Raw genomic sequence first — 20,834 nt, forward strand, 5'->3', positions numbered from 1 at the left:
GTAATTATTTAATCAGAACTGTAATAACGAATTGTACTGTAATCTGTCTTCTTTAGTATACTCTTCAATATATGAATCTGTAACGGATTTTCGAGAGTGTCCGAGAGCGAAACCAATGTAAGATTCAGGAACTCGATTATGTGCTAATATTGTTCCATAAGAATGTCGGGCAGTATATGTACTCACAGTTTCAGGGAGATGTTCTTCTTCTGGTAAATTTAGATTTATAGACTTAATCAGTTTCTTGATATTGCTGTTAACAACATAAGTGATATTCTTGGTTAGTCTTATTTCATCTGCATAAGATTCGCCACCTTTTAAGAAAGAGAAGACAAAGCTATCTTTATTCATTTTGTTACCCCATTCCGCTATTATATCTTTCATTTTTGGAAACAAAGGGAAAGATATATACATATCTTCTGTAGCGGTGTTTTTTGTTTTTTCACGCACGAAGGTGAATTCGTTTGTTTTTCTATTATAATCAGACCACTTTAAGCGAATCAAATCGGCAAAATTTATTCCATTCGCCCAAAAAGAGAATAAAAACAAGTCTCTTGACATTTTTCGATTTCGCTCTTTTATGGAAGCCTCTGCTATTATCTTGATATCATCTAATGTTAGTGCAATCTTTCTACTTCCAGTCTTTTTTATCGTATATGAACTTTGAGAACCCTTCTTGAAGCAGTAATCGCTTGGTCTTATTATTCCATCACTCAAGGCTACATTGCAAATGGTGCGCATTGCACGCATACGCATTGCTATTGTTGTTTTAGTATATCCATGAGATAAAGCTTCTTTCTCAAATCGCTGCATTTGTTCGGCTGTAATATCTTGGAAAGTCAATTCAATAAAATCTTTGCTGCATTTTTGCATTTCTTTTCGCTCACACCATTTACCACATTTAAAACATACAAAAGCATTTAAGGCACCCTGATAGAATTCGGCAGTATTCAGTTTATTGGCATCTGTCAATTCTTGAATCTTATTTTTAAAAGCAGTGTTTACGCTTTGTCTATTACCTCTTCCTAGCAAAGTTTCTAATCTCTCAAAACTAAAAGCATTTAATTCGCAAAGTTGTTTAACGGCATTAAATATTACTTGTGAGGATGCTTCAATACTTCGTCTATCTTCTACAAGTTTGGGATCTCTTGCTTTGGGAAGTCGTTGCCAATCCTGAATGGACATAGTTATTCCAGTGGGGTAATATTTTTGTTTTTTTACTAAAGTAACTCTCGTTCTGACAAAATATAATCCATCATAATTAGCTCTTCTGGTATCTAAAAAACTTGCAACTTTTACATTATCTTTTTGCTTTTGGTTGATGGTTTCTATTTTTTCTTTCATATACTTTAGGTTATCTTATGTACATACTAACTGTTGAAAAATTACATTCAAATCTTCTGTTAAAGCCGAAATGATGTACATACTATGTACATACTACTCGTGCAAATATAGGTAAAAAAGCATATATATCACAAAAATATGACAAGAAAATATTTTTATTAAATATCTGATATGTAGATGATAATAAAATAAAATCAAAAATATTAAAGATGAGAAAATTGATTATTTTATTATTCATAATCATGAGATCCGGGGTTCAGGCCCCCGTTCAGATTCTTGAAAATGAGTGGTTTACGAGAGATTGTAAGCCTCTTTTTTTATAGATCTAACTACATCTCCGAAACCGATCGAATCGTATACAGCGATTTCGATTTATTCCACTTGTCAAGGGCATATTGGCGTTGAAGTCGAAGCAATATAAAAAACTGCACCTCAAAAGTTTTTATCGAACTTGTGGGGTGCAGTCTTGATTTTTTTTGGACTTCTGTCTTATAAAGAAAGATTTATCCTACCTGGCTTCCCGGCTTAACTTCCTTGATAGGTTGGATAAGCGCTAAACTTCCATCGCTGTTCTCTGCTGACAGAATCATCCCTTCCGAAAGGATTCCGCGAAGCTTGCGGGGGGCTAAGTTGGCAATAAAACAAACCTGCTTACCTACCAGTTCTTCCGGATTGTAGAATGCAGCAATACCCGAAATGATTGTGCGCTTCTTCATTCCGTCATCGATGAGGAATTGCAACAGCTTATCTGTTTTCGGGACTTTCTGGCATTCGAGTATCGTTCCTACACGGATGTCGATTTTACCAAAGTCGTCGAATTCGATATTAGCCTTCTGCGGAGCCGTTTCTATCTTTACTTCCTCTTCGGCATTGGCTTTTTTAGTATCTAACAATTTTTGTACTTGTTTCTCGATTGTTTCGTCCTCTATTTTCTCGAACAGGAGCGAAGCCTCACCTAATTGGTGTCCGGCAGGCAATAATGCTGTGTTACCCAACTGATGCCATCCGAAGTTATTGGTATTCAGGAATTGGAGTATCTTTTTGCTGCTATCCGGCAAGAACGGTTCGAAGGCTATTGCCAGATTTGCTGTTATTTGCAATGACAAGTTGAGGATGGTTGCTACACGCTCCATATCCGTTTTTGCCAGCTTCCAGGGTTCGGTGTCGGCAAGGTATTTGTTCCCGATACGCGCCAAGTTCATAGCTTCTTTCAAGGCATCGCGGAAGCGGTAGTTGCCGAGATAATTTTCGATTGTCTCTTTGACATTCTTAAACTCGGCAATTGTTTCCTTGTCGTAATCGGTTAATTCGCCGCACGCAGGAACTTTATTGTCGAAATACTTCTGTGTGAGGACTAAAGCTCGGTTGACGAAGTTGCCGAAAATAGCAACTAATTCATTGTTGTTGCGTGCCTGAAAGTCTTTCCATGTGAAGTCGTTATCTTTCGTTTCGGGAGCGTTGGCTGTCAATACATAACGTAATACATCCGATTTTCCCGGGAAATCTTCGAGATATTCGTGCAGCCATACTGCCCAGTTGCGCGAAGTGGATATTTTATCCCCTTCGAGATTCAAAAATTCGTTTGCAGGGACATTTTCGGGTAAGATATACGAGCCATCGGCTTTCAGCATAGCAGGGAAGACGATGCAATGGAAAACGATATTATCTTTTCCGATGAAATGTACCAGTTTGGTATCTTCCGATTTCCACCATGTTTCCCAGCTGTCGGGCAACAACTCGATGGTATTCGATATGTAGCCGATAGGTGCATCGAACCAGACATACAAGACTTTTCCTTTCGCCTCCGGCAAAGGGATAGGCACACCCCAGTCGAGGTCGCGGCTTACAGCGCGCGGGTGCAGTCCTGTGTCGAGCCATGATTTACATTGACCGTAAACGTTTGATTTCCATTCTTTATGGTCTTCCAGAATCCATTGACGAAGCCATGCTTCGTGCTTATCCAAAGGCAGATACCAGTGCTTTGTTTCGCGCATTACAGGGGCAGAGCCCGAGATGGTCGAGCGCGGATTTATCAAATCCGTCGGGTTGAGCGACGAGCCGCACGATTCGCATTGATCGCCATAGGCGTCGGGATTGCCGCAACGGGGGCATTCGCCCATAATATAGCGGTCGGCAAGGAACATCTGTGCTTCCTCGTCGTAATATTGTTCGCTTGTTTGCTCTTCAAATTCTCCTTTGTCGTAGAGTTTTTTGAAGAAGTCCGAAGCTGTTTTTTTGTGTATATCAGAACTTGTACGCGAATAGACGTCGAAAGAGATACCGAAATCTTCGAACGATTTTTTGATTATCTCGTGATATTTGTCTACGATTGCCTGCGGAGTTGTATTTTCTTTCTTGGCACGGATAGTGATGGGTACACCATGCTCGTCCGAACCTCCGATAAATAAAACGTCTTCGCCTTTCAGTCTCAGGTAGCGTACATAAATATCTGCCGGAATATATACACCTGCCATGTGGCCGATATGTACCGGGCCGTTGGCATAGGGTAGGGCAGAGGTAACAAGTGTTCTTTTATACTTTTTTGTCATAAAGCCTTATTTTAGGATGCAAAGATAAGTATTTTTTAGAACGTATATCCTAAAACGATATTAGGAGTTTTTATTTTATCTTTTCCATGGAATTGGCTTGCATCACTTTTCGTGTAATTCTCCAGTGATGCTCTTATGAAAATGCTTCCTGCAGTTTTCACTTCGTAGTCTATCCCTAAGCTGATATAATATCCTAAATGAGTTTTTCTCATTTTGTAATCCGAAATTATCGGATTTAATCCATTGTTTTGGCTTATAGTTTGCTCAAAGGATGGATTTGCGAAGATGGTATATAATACTCCTGCGCTAATCGAAGGGCGGAGCCTGTATTCAGGGTATGTATATTTTACCCCTAATTTAGGGGAGATTGTTATTCCTTTATAATCGAAGCTGTAATAATAAATGCTTGAAATATTCTTCTGTATTTCTATTTCGGGTGTTTTTTTCTTGAATTGAGAAAGTTGCAATCCTGCTTGGATACTAAAATATTTAGACCAGCGTGGGTTCATTATGTCTACTTGTGCCCCTATGACGGGAGCAATATTCTTGGAGGTGTGTTTTTTAGAATCGATGTTGTAACCGACTGCTCCCGCCACATCAAAAATATAAGTTGATTGCTGTATTCCCGCATATAAAGAAAAATTTAATTTGATAGAACTTTCATCCGGTTTTTTATTGACATATACGATACAATCCTCTCCGCTTGTACACACGTCCTGATGATATTGCTTTGCAACATCGATGAATGATTTCTGGTTAAACTTCATATTTACGGCTTTTTTCATAATCGTTTTATTATCACGAAAATAGTATTGTATCAGGTTTCTGTATTTGTAATCGGTAACAACTTGGTTCTCGTCATTTATTCTGTCCGGTCGTTGCGTATACAATGTCATTTCCCCTTTCTCATCTTCGAAGAAATAGTATTTCTGATTATTGTTAGTGTAATAATAAAGGTTCATAATCCCTTCGACGAGGAATTCGAGAAAGACGGTCGATTCCGTATCACCGATCTTTACATTTCGGCTTACGTAATATTTTCCGTCATCGAACCGATAGGTTTGTATGTCTTCCGGATAATATATTTCGGGTTGGGCATTAAGTTCCTTTTTGAAAGTACATTGCTTGCAATTTACTTCGTCAGTACGGAAGTCAATATAGCCTCGGATTGTCTCGTTCTCGTTCGTTACGATGTATCCCTTTTGGTAATTTTGAGCACATAGACAAGTCGCTACGAATGTAGCAAATAGTATTAGAAAAGTCTTTTTCATAGGCGATTGGATAGTCTGATTATTCTACATATTGTTTTCAACAATAGCGAAGTTAACTAAATTTTTGATATTTCTTTCTTTTTGTTACCCGTCTGTAAACGACAGCAAACCAAAGAGGTAAAATAATTCCTTTGCACACGGTGGAAATGGCAATAGCCCACCAGACGCCTACAATACCCATCTGCGAAGACATATACCATGCCAAAGGGATGCGTAAGGCATTGAAGGAGATGCTGATAATAGCCGGCTCTATCGTTCTTCCTATCCCGTTGAACATGCCTTGCGTCGTCAATTCGAACATCATAAATATCTGTACCAGCCCCATGGCAAATAGGTACTTAGCTCCGGCTGCAATGGCATTTTCTTCGGGCACGATGATGCCGAATATTTGTCCGCCGAAAAAGATAAAGGCAAGGCTGACAAATATGCCATAGGTTACCATCACTATCAGTGTGTTGGTATAAGCCTTCTTGCCCCTTTCGGGTTTTCCTGCCGCGAAGTTCTGGGCGACAAAGGCGCTAAGTGCAGTAGAAAATCCTTGCGATGTGTTCCACGATACACCTTCTATCTGCCCGCCGGTTGTTTGTGTCATCAGCCCTATATGACCTCCTGTGCTTGAGGCTATGCGGGCAAGGTTCATGTTGATAAAAGCATGAATACTATTCATAACGGAAACCGGTGCACCCAGAAAAAGGATTCGTTTGAGGTGAACCCACCGGGGGACGACCAAAAACTGAAATCCGTTGAGGATGCCTTTCCCGAAACGTATCTGATAAAAGAATAAGCCGAATACGAAAAGTTGGGATATGACAAGCCCTACGGCTGCTCCGTGCAATCCCATTCCAAGGGGGAACATCAGTATGGGGTCGAGTATCATATTCAATACCAGTCCGCAGGCATAATTGCGGAACGGAACGGAGCTTCGTCCCGAGCCGTTGTAAATACCGGCAAAGCAATAGGTCATAAACTGGAAAGGCAAATAGATGCAAATGATTCGCAGGAATGTGACTGCGCTGCTTGTTACGTCTGCCGGTAGTCTGAAAAAGGATAGTATGAGGGGGGCAAATAATAGCAGGAAGAGCGTCCAGACGGTACCGATAATGATGGCTGCGGTGGTTGCAGTCGAAGCATAGGCCGATGCCTGTTTCAGGTCGCGTGCCCCTATGGATTGGCCGACAGCTACTTCGGCGCCTATCATAGCTAAATAGCCAATAGAGCCTGTAAACCACATCAGCATGCCGATAGCGCCTATCGCAGCTTCGGATTTGGTTGCTATCTCGGGATTAGCTTCGGTGCCCAATCGCCCCACCCACGACATAGCCATGAGTGTGTAGGCCATTTGCAGGAAACTTGTCCCCATCAATGGTAATGCCAATCGCAATAGTGTGCGGAAAATAGGCCCTTCGGTCAGGTCGCGAACCCCGTTCTTCATCCTTTTGTCATTATAATCAGGGCAGCAAAAGTACAGAGAATTTTTATTGCTGAGCAATCGGCATGCAATAATTTTCATTTTTGGTTGTTCTTATTTGAACAACTTCTTATATTAGCTGTTTAATAGGTAACAGAAACAAAAAACATGAGTTATGAAAAAAATATTTTTAGCATTATTAGTCCTTGTATTGTCTTTGACCGTGCTCTCGTCGTGTGGCAATACAAAAGCATATAATACCCAGCTTAAACAAATCGAACTTCGGATGTCACGAGACCAACTGGTGAATCTGATGGGGGATAAGTATCAAACCACAGGGCAGCAGCGGTATGGAAATGATATTGTGGAAACATTGGAATATGTCGACAGGTATAAAAATCATTTCTTTTTCGAATTTGAAAATGACAGTCTTGTCAGATGGTGGAAGGAAGTAGAATAATATAAGGAAATATATGTATATAATTAAGGTGGGCTATAAAAGTCCACCTTTTTGTTTGGATATTCCTATCTATAACATTTATGCCTTAGCCCAACGTTTGAGATGAGGGAAAAATTCCTTCATTCCGGCGCGAGCCTCTTCTTTGGTATAGGCTTTGTCGGAGTCTTTGTTGAACTCGTCTAAATATAGCAGGCATGTTTCTATCATTTCGTCCATTGTACAATCTCTCGTAAATGCCCCGTTCTGAAAGCAATGAGTACAATATTCATCGTTCAGGCTTTGGTCGGCATTTGTTCCGTGGTCGGCATCGGCATTGAGCGGCATTCCGCAGCTTTGGCAAAATTTTATTTCCATAGTAATATTTTTAGAATTAGTATTGACGATTGACTTTTGCAAAGAAAAGAAAAATACGCATATCATTTGATTTATGTCTGTAAGTTTATCAGTATTTATAAAGTTTACGAGTCTATAAGTATACAAGTAAACGAGAAAAAGGGACTCGATAAAAAACATCGAAAATGAATATACGTTTGTTACTTTGTGACCTTGGTGTAGAATCTTAGTGCTCTTCGTGGTTAAGGAACAAAGAGTAAATGAAAATCTTAATAAATCTTAAATAGAATAATAGGGATTAATCCTTTTCGATGAATCATATTCTAACTATACAAAGAGTAAATAAACAAGAGTATTCACAACCTAAAAATAACGAGTCATGAAAAAGTATATTATTATATTCGCATTATTGACAGGGTTAGCTTCAGTAGCGAATACGGCTTCAGCACAATATGTAAATGTAAACATCAATATAAATAGCCAGCCGGCATGGGGTCCGACAGGATACGATTATGTAGGTTACTACTACTTCCCTGAGTTAAATTGCTACTATGACGTGAATGGCGGACTTTTTGTCTACTTCGATTCCGGACGTTGGATCTCGGCTCGCTATTTACCTTATCACTATAGCCGCTACGATTTGTACGGTACATACAAGGTAGTATTGAATGCCCACAATCCTTGGTTGAACAATGCTTATCACTATCGCAACTATGCTTCTTACCGAACATATCGCAATCAGATGGTAATACGCGACAGCCGCGACCATCGTTATTATACCAGCCGTAACAACCATGTAGTATGGTCCAATAACACCAGAAGTAACCGCTCGTATAATAATAACGTTAGTCGCCCGGCAAATAACAATCACGTTCAGCGCCCGAATAATAATGGCCGTACGAACAACAATCAGGTGAGTCGCCCTTCGACAGGGAACCACAAAAATAATAACGGGCACTATGCACCGAACAATAATAGAAAAGAGAATAATAGGAAAGAAATAAATCGTACTTCAAACGCTTCTCGTACAAACAACTATCAAATGGTTAATAATACAAGGACAACAGCAAGAAGCAGTAGGAGATAAACGATATTAGGCTTTAAGGTTTATTAATTGGTTTTTTCATTAGTAGCCGGTTTTCGCGAGAACGCCGGCTACTATCTTTATCAAAGGATGTGTTGTATCGCAGCTAAAGAATCAACCATATAAGTTGGTTCGAAGGCAGAGGCTTCTATCTTTCTCGGATTGAACCATATTTGGTCGATGCCCGCATTATGAGCCCCCGTTATGTCGGTCTTGTAATTGTCGCCTATCATAATTGCTTTGTCAGCCGGAACGCCTGCCATTGCTAATGCAGCCTCGTATATCCGGCGGTCGGGCTTGCTTATACCTACTTCGTCCGATAGAACGACGCCATCGAAATATCCTTCTAATCCGGCCGTCTCGATTTTGGTGTATTGCATATTGGCAAACCCGTTCGAAACCATGTAGAGAGGATATTTCCCTTTCAGGTAATCGAGTAAATCTTTGGCTTCGGGGAGCAGTGTTGTAGCCTTTACGATGCGGGCGAGGTAATCCTTATTGATTTTCTCGATACTCTCTGCCTCTATTTCGGGCAGATGCTTGAATGTATTCCGAAACCGTTGCCCCAGCAATTCGTCCCGCGTAATCAGGCCTTGTTCGTACAGATGCCAGATAGCGATTGTATTCGGACGGAAAAAGTTTTCATAATAATCTTCGAACGAATCGAAAAAGCTATCCAAACGATGGTCGGTATAAATAGCTTCTACAGTGTTTTGTGTATCCTGTATCGTGTCGATTAATGTATCGTCGAAATCGATAAATATGGCAGAATATTTCATTGTGGTTGCATTTTGAACGAGTGTTTGCAAAGGTACTAAAAATCCCGCATCAAAAGTATGACGGATTAAAGTCATTTTACTAACTTTGCAGCCTGATTAAAAAGAATTAAGATTATTATGGCAAAGGAACTAAAAGAGCTTACTTCGCGAAGTAAAGATTACAGCCAGTGGTATCAGGATTTGGTACTGAAAGCTGATTTAGCCGAAAATTCGGCTGTGCGTGGATGTATGGTTATCAAGCCGTACGGATATGCCATCTGGGAAAAAATGCAGCGTCAGTTAGACGATATGTTCAAAGAGACAGGTCATGTCAATGCCTATTTCCCGCTCTTCATCCCCAAATCGTTCCTTAGCAAAGAGGCCGAGCACGTAGAAGGATTTGCCAAAGAATGTGCAGTCGTAACCCATCACCGCTTGATGAACGACCCTGACGGAAAGGGTGTCGTTGTAGACCCTGCAGCTAAGCTGGAAGAGGAGCTGATAGTTCGCCCTACTTCCGAAACCATTATATGGAATACTTACCGCAACTGGATTCAGTCGTACCGCGACCTGCCTATCCTGTGCAACCAGTGGGCGAACGTTGTCCGTTGGGAAATGCGTACGCGCCTTTTCCTTCGCACGGCAGAGTTCCTGTGGCAGGAAGGACATACGGCACATGCTACGAGCGAAGAAGCTGAAGAGGAAGCGCGTAAGATGCTGGATGTATATGCCACTTTCGCCGAAGAGTATATGGCTGTTCCTGTTGTGAAAGGTGTAAAATCGGCTAACGAGCGCTTCGCCGGAGCATTGGAAACATATGCTATCGAGGCTCTTATGCAGGACGGGAAAGCTTTACAGGCAGGTACTTCCCACTTCTTAGGACAGAATTTTGCCAAAGCATTCGATGTGAAGTTTGCCGATAAAGAAGGTAAAATGGATTATGTCTGGGCAAGTTCGTGGGGCGTTTCCACGCGTTTGATTGGGGCGCTGATTATGGCGCATTCTGATGATAACGGTTTGGTGTTGCCTCCGAAATTGGCTCCGTTCCAAGTGGTTATTGTGCCTATTTATAAAGGTGATGACCAGTTGGCAATGATAAATGAGAAAGCAAACGGTATCGTGAAATCGCTGAAAGCTTTAGGTATCAGTGTTAAATACGATAATGCCGACAATAAAAAACCGGGTTGGAAATTCTCGGAATACGAATTAAAAGGTGTTCCTGTTCGTTTGGCGCTTGGTGCCCGCGATTTGGAGAATAATACGATAGAAGTAGCCCGTCGCGATACGTTGACGAAAGAAACTGTTTCGATGGATGGAATCGACCAATATATCAAACAATTATTGGATGATATTCAACAAAATATCTATCAGAAAGCCTTTGATTTTAGGGCAAAATCGACAATCTCGGTCGATACCTATGATGAATTCAAGGAAAAGATAGAAGAAGGCGGATTCATCATGGCTCATTGGGACGGAACGCCCGAAACGGAAGAAAAGATAAAAGCCGAGACAAAAGCAACCATCCGTTGCATCCCACTCGAAGGGGATAAAACTCCGGGTAAGTGTATGGTTACTGGGAAACCGTCGGTGCAACGCGTCGTTTTTGCCCGCGCTTATTAAGGCCTTTAATCTATTTATATACAAGCGTGTACATACAGTGCACGCTTATTTTTTTATGTATGCACTCGTTCAACTGTTAGAGATTCTTAAAGTCTCGGTATTACACTATTTCAAAGTTTATTCTTCGCAAGAAATATCGTATCTTTGTTCTCTTTTTAATTGAGGAAAGAATGAAGAAAAAACTGATATATATTGCTATCCCTGTACTTTTAGCTTCTTTTGCTTTCGGGCTTATTTCCACTCAGACTTCTCAAAGGGCAGAGGAAAAGCACCCGGTAGTGTTGTCGATGACCAAGTCGGTGGATGTGCCGGATAAAATAGAATTTGCCGGTGAAGAATTGGCTTTGGACAGATATGACTTCCACGAACGCTTCGACCGCGAAATCAATTCGTTCACTTATTGGCACTCGACTACGATGATGCTGATAAAAAAAGCAAACCGCTATTTCCCCATAATTGTGCCTATCTTGAAAGAAAACGGCGTTCCCGAAGATTTCAAATATTTAGCTGTCATCGAGAGCAACCTGAATCATCGTGCTGTTTCTCCGGCGGGTGCGGCAGGATTGTGGCAGTTTATGAAAACGACAGCGCCCAGTTACGGTTTGACTGTATCGAGCGAGGTAGATGAGCGCTATTCGGTCGAAAAATCGACGCAGGCCGCCTGTAAATATTTCCTGGAAGCTTATGAGAAATATGGCTCGTGGGCAGATGTCGCGCTTTCGTATAATGCCGGACAAGGGCGTATTACGACGGAAAAGAGTAAGCAAAAGGCTGACAGCGGGCTCGACCTCTGGGTGGTGGACGAAACGTCGCGCTATTATTTCCGTATGCTGGCCGCCAAAACGGTTATGGAGAATCCGTATAAATATGGTTTCGTCATAGAATCGCACCAGCTGTATAAACCGATGGAATTTGAGAAAGTAGAGATGAAAGAAACAATTGCCGATTTGGCTGCCTTTGCCAAAGAAAAAGGTGTTACCTATGCCCAACTGAAAGATTTCAATTCGTGGCTTCGCGACAGGAAACTGACTATTACAGAGAAGAATAAAGGAAAATATACAATCCTGATTCCGACAAAACAATCATTATATTATAAAAAGGGTGATAAAATCAACGTTTACGACAATCGCTGGGTAACCCGCGATTAACTGCTACATACAATATGGAACTAAACAACATCGAAAAAGAGTCGATAGATATATATGGTGCCCGTGTGCACAACCTCAAAAATATAGATGTTTCTATTCCGCGCGATTCGCTGGTCGTCATGACCGGATTGAGCGGCAGCGGAAAATCGTCGTTGGCGTTCGATACTATCTTTGCCGAAGGGCAACGGCGCTATATCGAAACCTTCTCGGCATATGCCCGCAATTTCTTAGGAAATCTGGAGCGTCCCGATGTGGATAAGATTACAGGCCTAAGCCCCGTTATCTCTATCGAACAAAAGACGACCAACCGCAATCCCCGTTCCACCGTAGGCACGACTACCGAAGTATATGACTTTCTTCGTCTGCTCTTTGCGCGGGCAGGGGAGGCATACTCCTACCTGAGTGGCGAGAAAATGGTGAAATACACCGAGGAGCAGATAATCGACTTTATCCTCGAACAATACAATAACAAGAAAGTCTACTTGCTTGCCCCTGTCGTACGCAATCGTAAGGGGCATTACAAGGAGCTTTTCGAGCAGATAGCGAAAAAAGGTTACCTCACTGTCCGTGTCGATGGCGAGCTGCGCGAGATATTGCCCGGCATGCGCGTCGACCGATACAAGATGCACAGCATCGAAATCCTTGTCGATAAGCTTTTTATTGCGAAGAATAAGGAAGAGACCTTGAAAAAGAGCTTGCGGGCAGCCATGAAACAAGGCGACGGGCTGATAATGATTCAGGATGTAGAAACGGGAGAAGTAAGGCATTACAGCCGCTTGCTGATGGACCCTGTGACGGGGCTTTCGTATAGCGAAGCAGCTCCGCACAATTTTTCCTTCAACTCGCCGCATGGAGCATGTCCGCGTTGCAAAGGCTTAGGATATGTCAACCAGATAGATATAGACAAAATAGTACCGAAGCCGAACCTTAGTATTTATGCCGGAGGTATCGCTCCTCTCGGGAAATATAAAAACTCACTCTTTTTCTGGCAGATAGAAGCTATCTGCGAAAAATACGGTGTGACCATCAAAACGCCTATCAAGAATTTGCCGCAGGAGGCGATAGACGATATTATGTTTGGTACGGACGAGCGCCTGCAAATCAAAAACGAATCGCTGGGCGGCTCATCCAACTATTTGGTAACTTTCGAAGGGGTGGCCAAATACATCGAGATGCAGCAGGAAAGCGATGCATCGGCAACGGCGCAGAAGTGGGCAGAGCAGTATATAAAAACCGATGTTTGCCCCGAATGTGACGGACAACGCCTCAATAAAGAAGCATTACATTATAAGATAGACGGGAGAAATATTGCCGAACTGGCATCGCTGGATATACAGCAACTCTACAATTGGGTGCTGGATATTCCTTCGAAATTGTCTGATAAGCAAAATGCTATTGCGTCGGAGATACTGAAAGAAATACAATCCCGTCTCACCTTTTTGCTGGATGTAGGGTTAAGTTATCTTTCACTGAACAGGGCATCTGTCACCCTTTCGGGTGGAGAAACGCAGCGTATCCGTTTAGCAACGCAAATCGGTTCGCAGCTTGTGAATGTGTTGTATATCCTCGACGAGCCGAGTATAGGGCTGCACCAGCGGGATAATCACCGCTTGATAACTTCGTTGAAGAGACTTCGCGATGCCGGCAACTCGATTATAGTCGTAGAGCACGACAAGGATATTATGCTCGAGTCGGATTATGTAGTCGATTTAGGTCCCTTTGCCGGACGTAAGGGTGGAAAGGTTGTCTTTTCCGGAACGCCGGATGAGATGATGAAAGCTAATACGCTGACTGCCGATTATCTGAATGGAAGGCTCGAAATCCCTATCCCGAAAACACGGCGCAAAGGGATGGGTAAGCAGTTGGTGCTGAAAGGAGCTAAAGGGCATAACCTCAAGAATGTATCGGCAACATTCCCGCTGAACACGTTTATTTGTGTCACGGGCGTGTCGGGCAGCGGCAAATCGAGCCTTGTCAACGGCACATTGCTGCCTGTGTTGAGCCAGCACCTCTATCGTTCGCTTGCCGACCCGTTGCCGTATAAGTCCATTTCGGGCTTGGAGCACGTCGATAAGGTGATAAGTGTCGACCAGTCGCCTATCGGGCGCACGCCACGATCCAATCCGGCCACTTATACAGGTGTTTTTACGGATATAAGAAATTTATTTGTCAACCTTCCCGAATCCAAAATAAGAGGCTATAAGCCTGGGCGTTTTTCGTTTAACGTTGCCGGAGGGCGCTGCGAAGTCTGTAAAGGGAACGGTTATAAGATTATCGGGATGAACTTTTTGCCCGATGTGTTTGTTCCATGTGAAGAGTGCCACGGAAAGCGTTACAACCGCGAAACCCTCGAAGTACGATTCAAAGGAAAGTCGATAGCCGATGTATTGGATATGACAATAAATGCGGCAGTTGAGTTTTTCGAGAATATACCCAATATACTGAATAGGATCAAAGTCCTGCAAGATGTAGGACTGGGATACATCAAACTGGGGCAACCATCTACTACCCTTTCGGGTGGAGAGTCGCAGCGGGTGAAGCTGGCAACCGAATTAGCCCGCACGGATACGGGAAATACGGTATACATTTTGGACGAGCCTACCACGGGGCTGCATTTCGAAGATGTGAGAATGCTACTCGATGTATTGAACCGTCTGGTGGAACGTGGAAACACGGTCATCGTTATCGAACATAATCAGGATGTTATAAAATCGGCCGATTATATAATCGATATGGGACCGGATGGCGGTACCGGCGGCGGAACAGTTGTTGCGGTAGGAACTCCGGAGGAAATTATTAAAAAAGGAGAAGGTCATACAGCCAAGTTCCTAAAATCGGAATTTTAACAAGTAAATAAAGAAAAATAGCTTCAAAAATCACAAAATGTGAAAGAACTAAAAAAAACAGTGAATAATTGTAAAATATTAGCCTGTTCTGTTAGGGGAATCAACTTTTTGTTATAACTTTGAGGTATCAACAGTAAAGAATCTGAAAGAAAGTTTATATGTCAAAAATAACATTTAAGGGTACGGATATTCATACAAATGGAGAGTTGCCCCAGATGAAAACAATAGCTCCTGATTTTACACTTGTAAAGAGTGACCTGTTGGAGGTGAGTTTGAGAGACCTAAAAGGAAAAAATGTTATATTGAATATATTCCCAAGTTTGGATACTGCAGTATGTGCGGCTTCGGTTCGTAAATTCAATAGTGAAGCAGCAAAATTGTCAAATACTGTTGTGCTGGCAATATCGGCGGATTTGCCTTTCGCGAGTGGACGTTTTTGTACGACAGAAGGAATCGAAAATGTAGTTCCTGCCTCTGTTTTCCGTAATCCTGAATTTGCGCAGAAATACGGTGTATTAATGACAGATGGCTCGCTCAAAGGCTTATTAGCCCGTGCTGTAGTTATTGTTAATCCCCAAGGGGAGATAATATATGAAGAATTAGTTCCTGAAGTTACTCAGGAACCTGATTATAAAGCTGCAATCAGCTCTATTGTGTAGTTTTGTAAAGTTTGTGTTAAGGTTGGGAAGTCTGCGAAGTTGATTTCGCGGGCTTTCTGTTTTTATATACCTCACCTGATATTTCTTTTCTCTTTAAAAAAAATGTATATCTTTATAGCTCATATTCACTACTAAAAAAGCTATACAATGATGAACTCCATACGAAAAACACCTCTCGAAGACTTTTATTTCTCCATCGGAAAATTGGTTGCAATAATGGGCATTGTATTGTTGTTTGGAGGCTATTTTTTCAAGATGGTGTATGTCTTGAATTTTGTAGTGAATATGGCATTCTTCGTTTCTTTTGCGGTGTGCCTGTTTGTTTTATTCAAATGCCTGCAATATGCCGGGGAAAAATGGGCGAGTTATCTCGTCGCCTTTCTGGTAGGGATATTCCTTATAGAAACAATGCTCTCATTCTTAGTCATGGTTACAGTTACGAGGGATAACGGGCAATTCTCTTATGAATTGTCAACCCGCATCTATCCGATAATCTCATCCGTTATTTCAGCCCTTTATCTGACACTTTCGATCTTGTTATTCCTTAAAAATAAGAGGGGAGGGCATTTTGTATTTCTGGCTATTGCTTTTTTGATATCTGCCATTTCGGGGGTAGTGATTTTGTTGCTGACCGCATCGATAGACGTAACTCTTGCTACTAATCTGGAGAGGGCAAAGACCTATTTTATTAATTATCTTATCGGTGCCTTTTCGGGTACTCTGATGCTGATAGCCTTGTTTTATACATTCAGTAAGGAAAAGAAACTGCAACAAGAGCAGTTCATAAGTTCGTTCGAAGAGAAAACTGATTATCGGATAATCGATAATCTCCCTAAAAGATAAGAACTATCACCCTTTCGTTTTTAACAGCGCCGGACTGATTTTTTCTTTCGGCAATTGAAGTTATTTGCTTACCTTTGACGCCTGAAATAAGTAGATAAAACGAACATGTCTCAACAGTCTTTATTAGAGAAACTTGACGCTTTGTATATCCGTTTCGAGGAGATAGGCAAACTCATTACCGACCCCGCCGTGATAGCGGATATGAAACGATATGTAAAGCTCAACAAGGAATACAGCGACTTAGAAAAAATATCGAACGCCCGCTCGGAGTATATTCAGGTGATGACAAGCATCGACGAGGCGAAAAAGATACTCGATTCGGAAAATGATGCCGAATTGAGGGAGATTGCACGCGAAGAACTGGACGAAGCGTCTAATCGGTTACCCGAATTAGAGGAAGAGATAAAAATGCTTTTAGTCCCTGCCGATCCGCAGGATGAAAAGAATGCCATTGTCGAAATTCGTGGAGGCACGGGAGGTGACGAGGCGGCTATTTTTGCGGGCGACTTGTACCGGATGTATATCAAATTCTGCGAAACTATGGGTTGGAAAACCGAATTGAGCAGTTGTACAGAAGGTACATCGGGTGGATACAAAGAGGTTATTTTCACCGTTGCAGGCGCGGGGGTATATGGTATTCTGAAATACGAATCGGGTGTACACCGCGTACAGCGCGTTCCGGCAACCGAAACGCAGGGACGTGTGCATACATCGGCCGCTACGGTGGCTGTATTGCCCGAAGCCGAGGAGGTAGACGTAGAAATAAATCCGGCCGATCTGGAATGGCAAACTGCCCGTTCGAGTGGTGCGGGAGGACAGAATGTAAATAAGGTGGAGACGAAGGTGCAGCTGACGCATAAGCCGACAGGCATCATGATTCAGTGCCAGGAAGCCCGTTCGCAGTTGGCTAACAGGGAAAAGGCTTTGCAGATGCTACGTGCGAAACTTTATGATATAGAGTTGACTAAGTATCAGGAGGATATTGCATCGAAGCGTAAGACGATGGTTTCGACCGGCGACCGTTCGGCCAAAATCCGTACCTATAACTATCCGCAGGGGCGTGTGACCGATCACCGTATCAACCTCACGTTGTACAACTTATCTGCTATAATGGATGGTGAGATTAAACCGATTCTCGACCAGTTGATTATTGCCGAGAATGCCGAGCGTCTCAAAGAAAACGAACTTTAAGTAACCAAATACAATATGACTAAACAAGAACTAATCGAAAACATCAGGCAAAAGAAATCCTTTTTATGTGTGGGGTTGGATACGGATATAAAGAAAATCCCGCAACATTTATTGGAAGAAGAAGATCCCCTCTATGCCTTCAATAAGGCAATTGTAGATGCTACTGCCGGGTATTGCGTGGCATATAAGCCGAATATGGCTTTCTACGAAAGTATGGGGCTGAAAGGGATTCTTTCGTTAGAAAAAACAATTGAATATATCCGAACCAAATATCCGAACCAATTTATAATCCTCGATGCAAAGCGCGGAGATATAGGCAATACGTCCGAGATGTACGCTGCTTCGGCTTTCGAGCACCTCAAAGCGCATGCCGTGACCGTAGCTCCTTATATGGGCGAGGATAGTGTGAAGCCTTTCTTGAAATACCCTAAAAAATGGGTTATATTATTGGCTTTGACTTCAAACAAAGGTTCGCAGGACTTTCAGATGCTGAAAGATGCCAAAGGCGAACATTTGTACGAAAAAGTTTTGAAGAAATCGCAGGAGTGGGCAGCGGACGATCAGATGATGTATGTTGTGGGTGCTACGCAGGGACAGCTGTTTGAAGAAGTGCGTAAGATTGTACCGAATCACTTCTTGTTAGTTCCCGGAGTGGGTGCTCAGGGTGGAAGCCTCGAGGAAGTGGTGAGATACGGGATGACTGCCGAATGCGGATTGCTGGTAAACTCTTCCCGTGGGATTATTTATGCCGACAATACGATAGATTTTGCCCGTGCAGCAAAACACGAAGCGCAGAAGATACAACAAGAAATGGCGGGATATTTAGAAAGAATATTTTAAGCCGGAGTAAAAATATATTGAAGGAAGGTGCATTGTTCTGTTAAGGATGATGCACTTTTTTTATCTATACTGAAATAGTTGACGAGTAAAGTCACCTCCCCCTGCCCCCTCCACAAGAGGGGGAGAAAAAATGCTCCAAAGCGATGGAGGTAAGTAGAGTTACTTTTCCCTGTCATCCCGAGTGTATACGAGGGAGCTCTCACTGATAGTGTGACGAGATGCCCCAGATAAACTTCGGCATGATAGTCGCGTCTACACCTTCGTGTTCTTCGTGTAGAATCTTTGAGACCTTTGAGTCGCCTACGCTCCTCGAACGTTGTTTGTGGTTAAGTAATTATTAAGTTGACAAGTAAACAAGTATATGAGTTTACGAGAAAAAGGTAACACTGAGGTTCACAGAGAAGACACTGAGGTACAATGAGAAAAGTAACGCGATAAAAAACATTGAAAAGAAGTAGAGGTTTGTTACTTTTTGGGGAATATTAAAAAAATGACAAAACAAAAAACACTGTATCGCGTCAAATCTGTCAAGTGTGTCAAGTTTTAACTAAATTTCGCTTGATAATCAATGTGTTCGTGTTTTTACACTGAATTCATCCTGTCCATTTCGACAATATAACAGGATGGTTGCGATAGAAAGCGCATGATTCACATTCTTTATAAAATTATACTGACAGATTTGGAATAAAATATGTAATTTTGTCAGGTTTCTTAATTAAAGTGAGTTTATGAATCTACCCAATATACAGCAGGTTAAACAACGCTTTGGGATTATCGGGAACAATCCCGATCTGAACAGGGCGATCGAAATAGCTTTGCAGGTTGCTCCCACCGATTTGTCTGTCCTTGTTACGGGCGAAAGTGGGGTTGGTAAAGAGAGTTTTCCGCAACTGATTCATCAATACAGCCACCGCAAACACGGAAACTATATCGCCGTCAATTGCGGTTCGATACCCGAAGGAACAATCGATTCGGAGCTTTTCGGACACGAAAAAGGCTCTTTTACAGGAGCTACGGGCGAGCGAAAAGGATATTTCGAATATGCGAATAAAGGAACCATCTTTCTGGATGAGGTAGGCGAACTTCCGCTTTCTACTCAGGCGCGCCTTTTGCGCGTACTCGAAACGGGAGAATATATCAAAGTCGGCTCGTCGAAAGTGGAAAAAACCGATGTGCGCGTGGTGGCAGCTACCAATCTGGATATGATAGAGGCAACCAAGAACGGCAAGTTCCGCGAAGACCTTTATTATCGGCTAAACACCGTTCCTATCCGTATTCCGGCTCTACGCGACCGCAAGGAGGATATTCCTTTGCTCTTCCGCAAGTTCGCAAGCGATTGTGCCGAGCGGTACAGCATGCCTCCGGTGACGCTGACCGATGCTGCCCGCACGATGTTGAAGGAATACCGCTGGCCGGGCAATATCCGCCAATTGAAGAATATTACCGACCAAATCTCTATCATAGAGCAAGAGCGGGAAATTACGCCCGAGATATTACAATTATATCTTCCTGCCAACGAGGTGGGGATGATTCCGCTCAGCTATGGCGAGAAGGATGAGCAATACCGGACATTCAACAATGAGCGCGAAATCCTATACCAGCTCTTGTTTGATATGCGGAAAGACGTGAACGACCTGAAACAGGTGGTGCGCGATATGGTTGCCGGCAATTTGTCGGCGGCAGATGTGAAGAAGGAAGTTTCGTTGACGCCGATTGTCGTTAATAAATCGGAACTGCCTGCAATCATCCATCCGAAGAATGATAACAATACTCATCCCGGAGAGGATGAGATAGAAATAATCGATATTCAAGATCCCGAAAAGGATTCCTTTTCTTTGGAAGAAGTCGAAAAGGAAATGATAAAGAAAGCATTGGAGCGCCACAACGGGAAGCGTAAGAATGCAGCGCAGGATTTGAAGATATCGGAACGAACCCTTTACCGTAAAATAAAAGCTTACAATCTTGAAGATTTATGAAAAAGAACCTGTTATTAATACTTATTATCCCCTTCTTAGTGGGAGGTTGTAAAGTTTCTTATGGCTTCACGAGTGGCTCTATCGACTACGACGTATTGAAAACCATCCAGATACACGATTTCCAGAATCAGGCATTAGAAGTGTATGCTCCTTTGACGCAGCAATTCAATGAAGATATGCGCGATTTCTTTACCCGCAATACCAAGTTGAATTTCACCAATGTCAATCCCGACATCGAATTCGAAGGAGAGATTATCCGCTGGGATTTTGCGCCGTTGGATGTGAAAGAAGATGCATTTGCCGCTCAAACACGCCTCACAATGAGTGTTCGCGTGCGCTACCGGAATAATAAGCAACCCGAAAAGGACAAAGAGGAAACTTTCACGGCATACCGCGACTTCGATGCCAGTTCGCTGGTGTCCGAAGCACAAGACCGCTTAATACCTCAATTGAACAAGGAGATTATAGACCAGATATTTAACTCTACCCTTTCTGACTGGTAAG

General features: G+C 42.5%; 17 protein-coding genes. 11 read left to right on the forward strand and 6 right to left on the reverse strand.

The window, feature by feature from the left end; translation table 11 throughout:
- Nucleotides 1-12: 12 nt before the first annotated feature.
- The 4 genes from D0T66_RS05890 to D0T66_RS05905 all read right to left on the reverse strand — a co-directional run bounded on the left by D0T66_RS05890 (nucleotide 13) and on the right by D0T66_RS05905 (nucleotide 6,596).
- The gene (locus D0T66_RS05890) at nucleotides 13-1,344 is read right to left on the reverse strand and encodes a tyrosine-type recombinase/integrase (protein WP_163356330.1); all 1,332 of its coding nucleotides are present in this window, start codon (nucleotides 1,342-1,344) and stop codon (nucleotides 13-15) included.
- Nucleotides 1,345-1,847: 503 nt separating this feature from the next.
- Complete coding sequence (metG, locus tag D0T66_RS05895) at nucleotides 1,848-3,893, reverse strand: methionine--tRNA ligase (protein ID WP_163356331.1); 2,046 nt, start codon at nucleotides 3,891-3,893, stop codon at nucleotides 1,848-1,850.
- Nucleotides 3,894-3,928: 35 nt separating this feature from the next.
- On the reverse strand, nucleotides 3,929-5,164 hold the full coding sequence (locus tag D0T66_RS05900) for an outer membrane beta-barrel protein (RefSeq protein ID WP_163356332.1): 1,236 nt from the start codon (nucleotides 5,162-5,164) through the stop codon (nucleotides 3,929-3,931).
- A 52-nt stretch (nucleotides 5,165-5,216) separates the two neighbouring features.
- Entirely contained in the window at nucleotides 5,217-6,596 is a 1,380-nt protein-coding gene (locus D0T66_RS05905) for an MATE family efflux transporter (protein ID WP_163356333.1), read from the reverse strand.
- A 151-nt stretch (nucleotides 6,597-6,747) separates the two neighbouring features.
- On the opposite strand from D0T66_RS05905, the gene D0T66_RS05910 reads away from it, so the two are divergent.
- Nucleotides 6,748-7,032, forward strand: a complete 285-nt coding sequence (locus D0T66_RS05910; protein WP_163356334.1) for a hypothetical protein — start codon at nucleotides 6,748-6,750, stop codon at nucleotides 7,030-7,032.
- Between the two features lie 78 nt (nucleotides 7,033-7,110).
- Here D0T66_RS05910 and D0T66_RS05915 read toward each other — a convergent pair whose 3' ends face one another.
- Nucleotides 7,111-7,386: a zinc ribbon domain-containing protein gene (locus D0T66_RS05915; protein ID WP_163356335.1), complete on the reverse strand. Its 276-nt coding sequence runs from the start codon at nucleotides 7,384-7,386 to the stop codon at nucleotides 7,111-7,113.
- A 358-nt stretch (nucleotides 7,387-7,744) separates the two neighbouring features.
- Here D0T66_RS05915 and D0T66_RS05920 point away from each other — a divergent pair, with 358 nt between their 5' ends.
- On the forward strand, nucleotides 7,745-8,452 hold the full coding sequence (locus D0T66_RS05920; RefSeq protein WP_163356336.1) for a hypothetical protein: 708 nt from the start codon (nucleotides 7,745-7,747) through the stop codon (nucleotides 8,450-8,452).
- An 80-nt stretch (nucleotides 8,453-8,532) separates the two neighbouring features.
- Here D0T66_RS05920 and D0T66_RS05925 read toward each other — a convergent pair whose 3' ends face one another.
- Nucleotides 8,533-9,228, reverse strand: coding sequence for a YjjG family noncanonical pyrimidine nucleotidase (locus D0T66_RS05925; RefSeq protein WP_163356337.1), 696 nt, complete (start codon nucleotides 9,226-9,228; stop codon nucleotides 8,533-8,535).
- A 117-nt stretch (nucleotides 9,229-9,345) separates the two neighbouring features.
- Between D0T66_RS05925 and proS the strand changes: the two genes are divergently transcribed.
- The 9 genes from proS (at nucleotide 9,346) to D0T66_RS05970 (ending at nucleotide 20,833) form a co-directional block, all read left to right on the forward strand.
- Nucleotides 9,346-10,827, forward strand: coding sequence for a proline--tRNA ligase (proS, locus tag D0T66_RS05930; RefSeq protein ID WP_163356338.1), 1,482 nt, complete (start codon nucleotides 9,346-9,348; stop codon nucleotides 10,825-10,827).
- Nucleotides 10,828-10,997: 170 nt separating this feature from the next.
- Nucleotides 10,998-11,975, forward strand: a complete 978-nt coding sequence (locus tag D0T66_RS05935) for a lytic transglycosylase domain-containing protein (protein WP_163356339.1) — start codon at nucleotides 10,998-11,000, stop codon at nucleotides 11,973-11,975.
- A 14-nt stretch (nucleotides 11,976-11,989) separates the two neighbouring features.
- Nucleotides 11,990-14,821: an excinuclease ABC subunit UvrA gene (gene uvrA, locus D0T66_RS05940; RefSeq protein WP_163356340.1), complete on the forward strand. Its 2,832-nt coding sequence runs from the start codon at nucleotides 11,990-11,992 to the stop codon at nucleotides 14,819-14,821.
- 158 nt (nucleotides 14,822-14,979) lie between these two features.
- Nucleotides 14,980-15,480, forward strand: a complete 501-nt coding sequence (tpx, locus tag D0T66_RS05945) for a thiol peroxidase (RefSeq protein WP_163356341.1) — start codon at nucleotides 14,980-14,982, stop codon at nucleotides 15,478-15,480.
- Nucleotides 15,481-15,627: 147 nt separating this feature from the next.
- Nucleotides 15,628-16,323: a hypothetical protein gene (locus D0T66_RS05950; protein ID WP_163356342.1), complete on the forward strand. Its 696-nt coding sequence runs from the start codon at nucleotides 15,628-15,630 to the stop codon at nucleotides 16,321-16,323.
- Between the two features lie 105 nt (nucleotides 16,324-16,428).
- Complete coding sequence (gene prfA, locus D0T66_RS05955) at nucleotides 16,429-17,514, forward strand: peptide chain release factor 1 (protein WP_163356343.1); 1,086 nt, start codon at nucleotides 16,429-16,431, stop codon at nucleotides 17,512-17,514.
- A gap of 15 nt (nucleotides 17,515-17,529) precedes the next feature.
- Complete coding sequence (pyrF, locus tag D0T66_RS05960) at nucleotides 17,530-18,354, forward strand: orotidine-5'-phosphate decarboxylase (protein ID WP_163356344.1); 825 nt, start codon at nucleotides 17,530-17,532, stop codon at nucleotides 18,352-18,354.
- Between the two features lie 728 nt (nucleotides 18,355-19,082).
- Complete coding sequence (locus D0T66_RS05965) at nucleotides 19,083-20,330, forward strand: sigma-54-dependent Fis family transcriptional regulator (protein ID WP_163356345.1); 1,248 nt, start codon at nucleotides 19,083-19,085, stop codon at nucleotides 20,328-20,330.
- Nucleotides 20,327-20,833: an LptE family protein gene (locus tag D0T66_RS05970; RefSeq protein ID WP_163356346.1), complete on the forward strand. Its 507-nt coding sequence runs from the start codon at nucleotides 20,327-20,329 to the stop codon at nucleotides 20,831-20,833. Before D0T66_RS05965 ends, D0T66_RS05970 begins: the two co-directional genes overlap by 4 nt.
- Nucleotide 20,834: the final 1 nt, after the last annotated feature.

Source organism: Dysgonomonas sp. 25 (assembly GCF_010501075.1).
GTDB lineage: Bacteria > Bacteroidota > Bacteroidia > Bacteroidales > Dysgonomonadaceae > Dysgonomonas.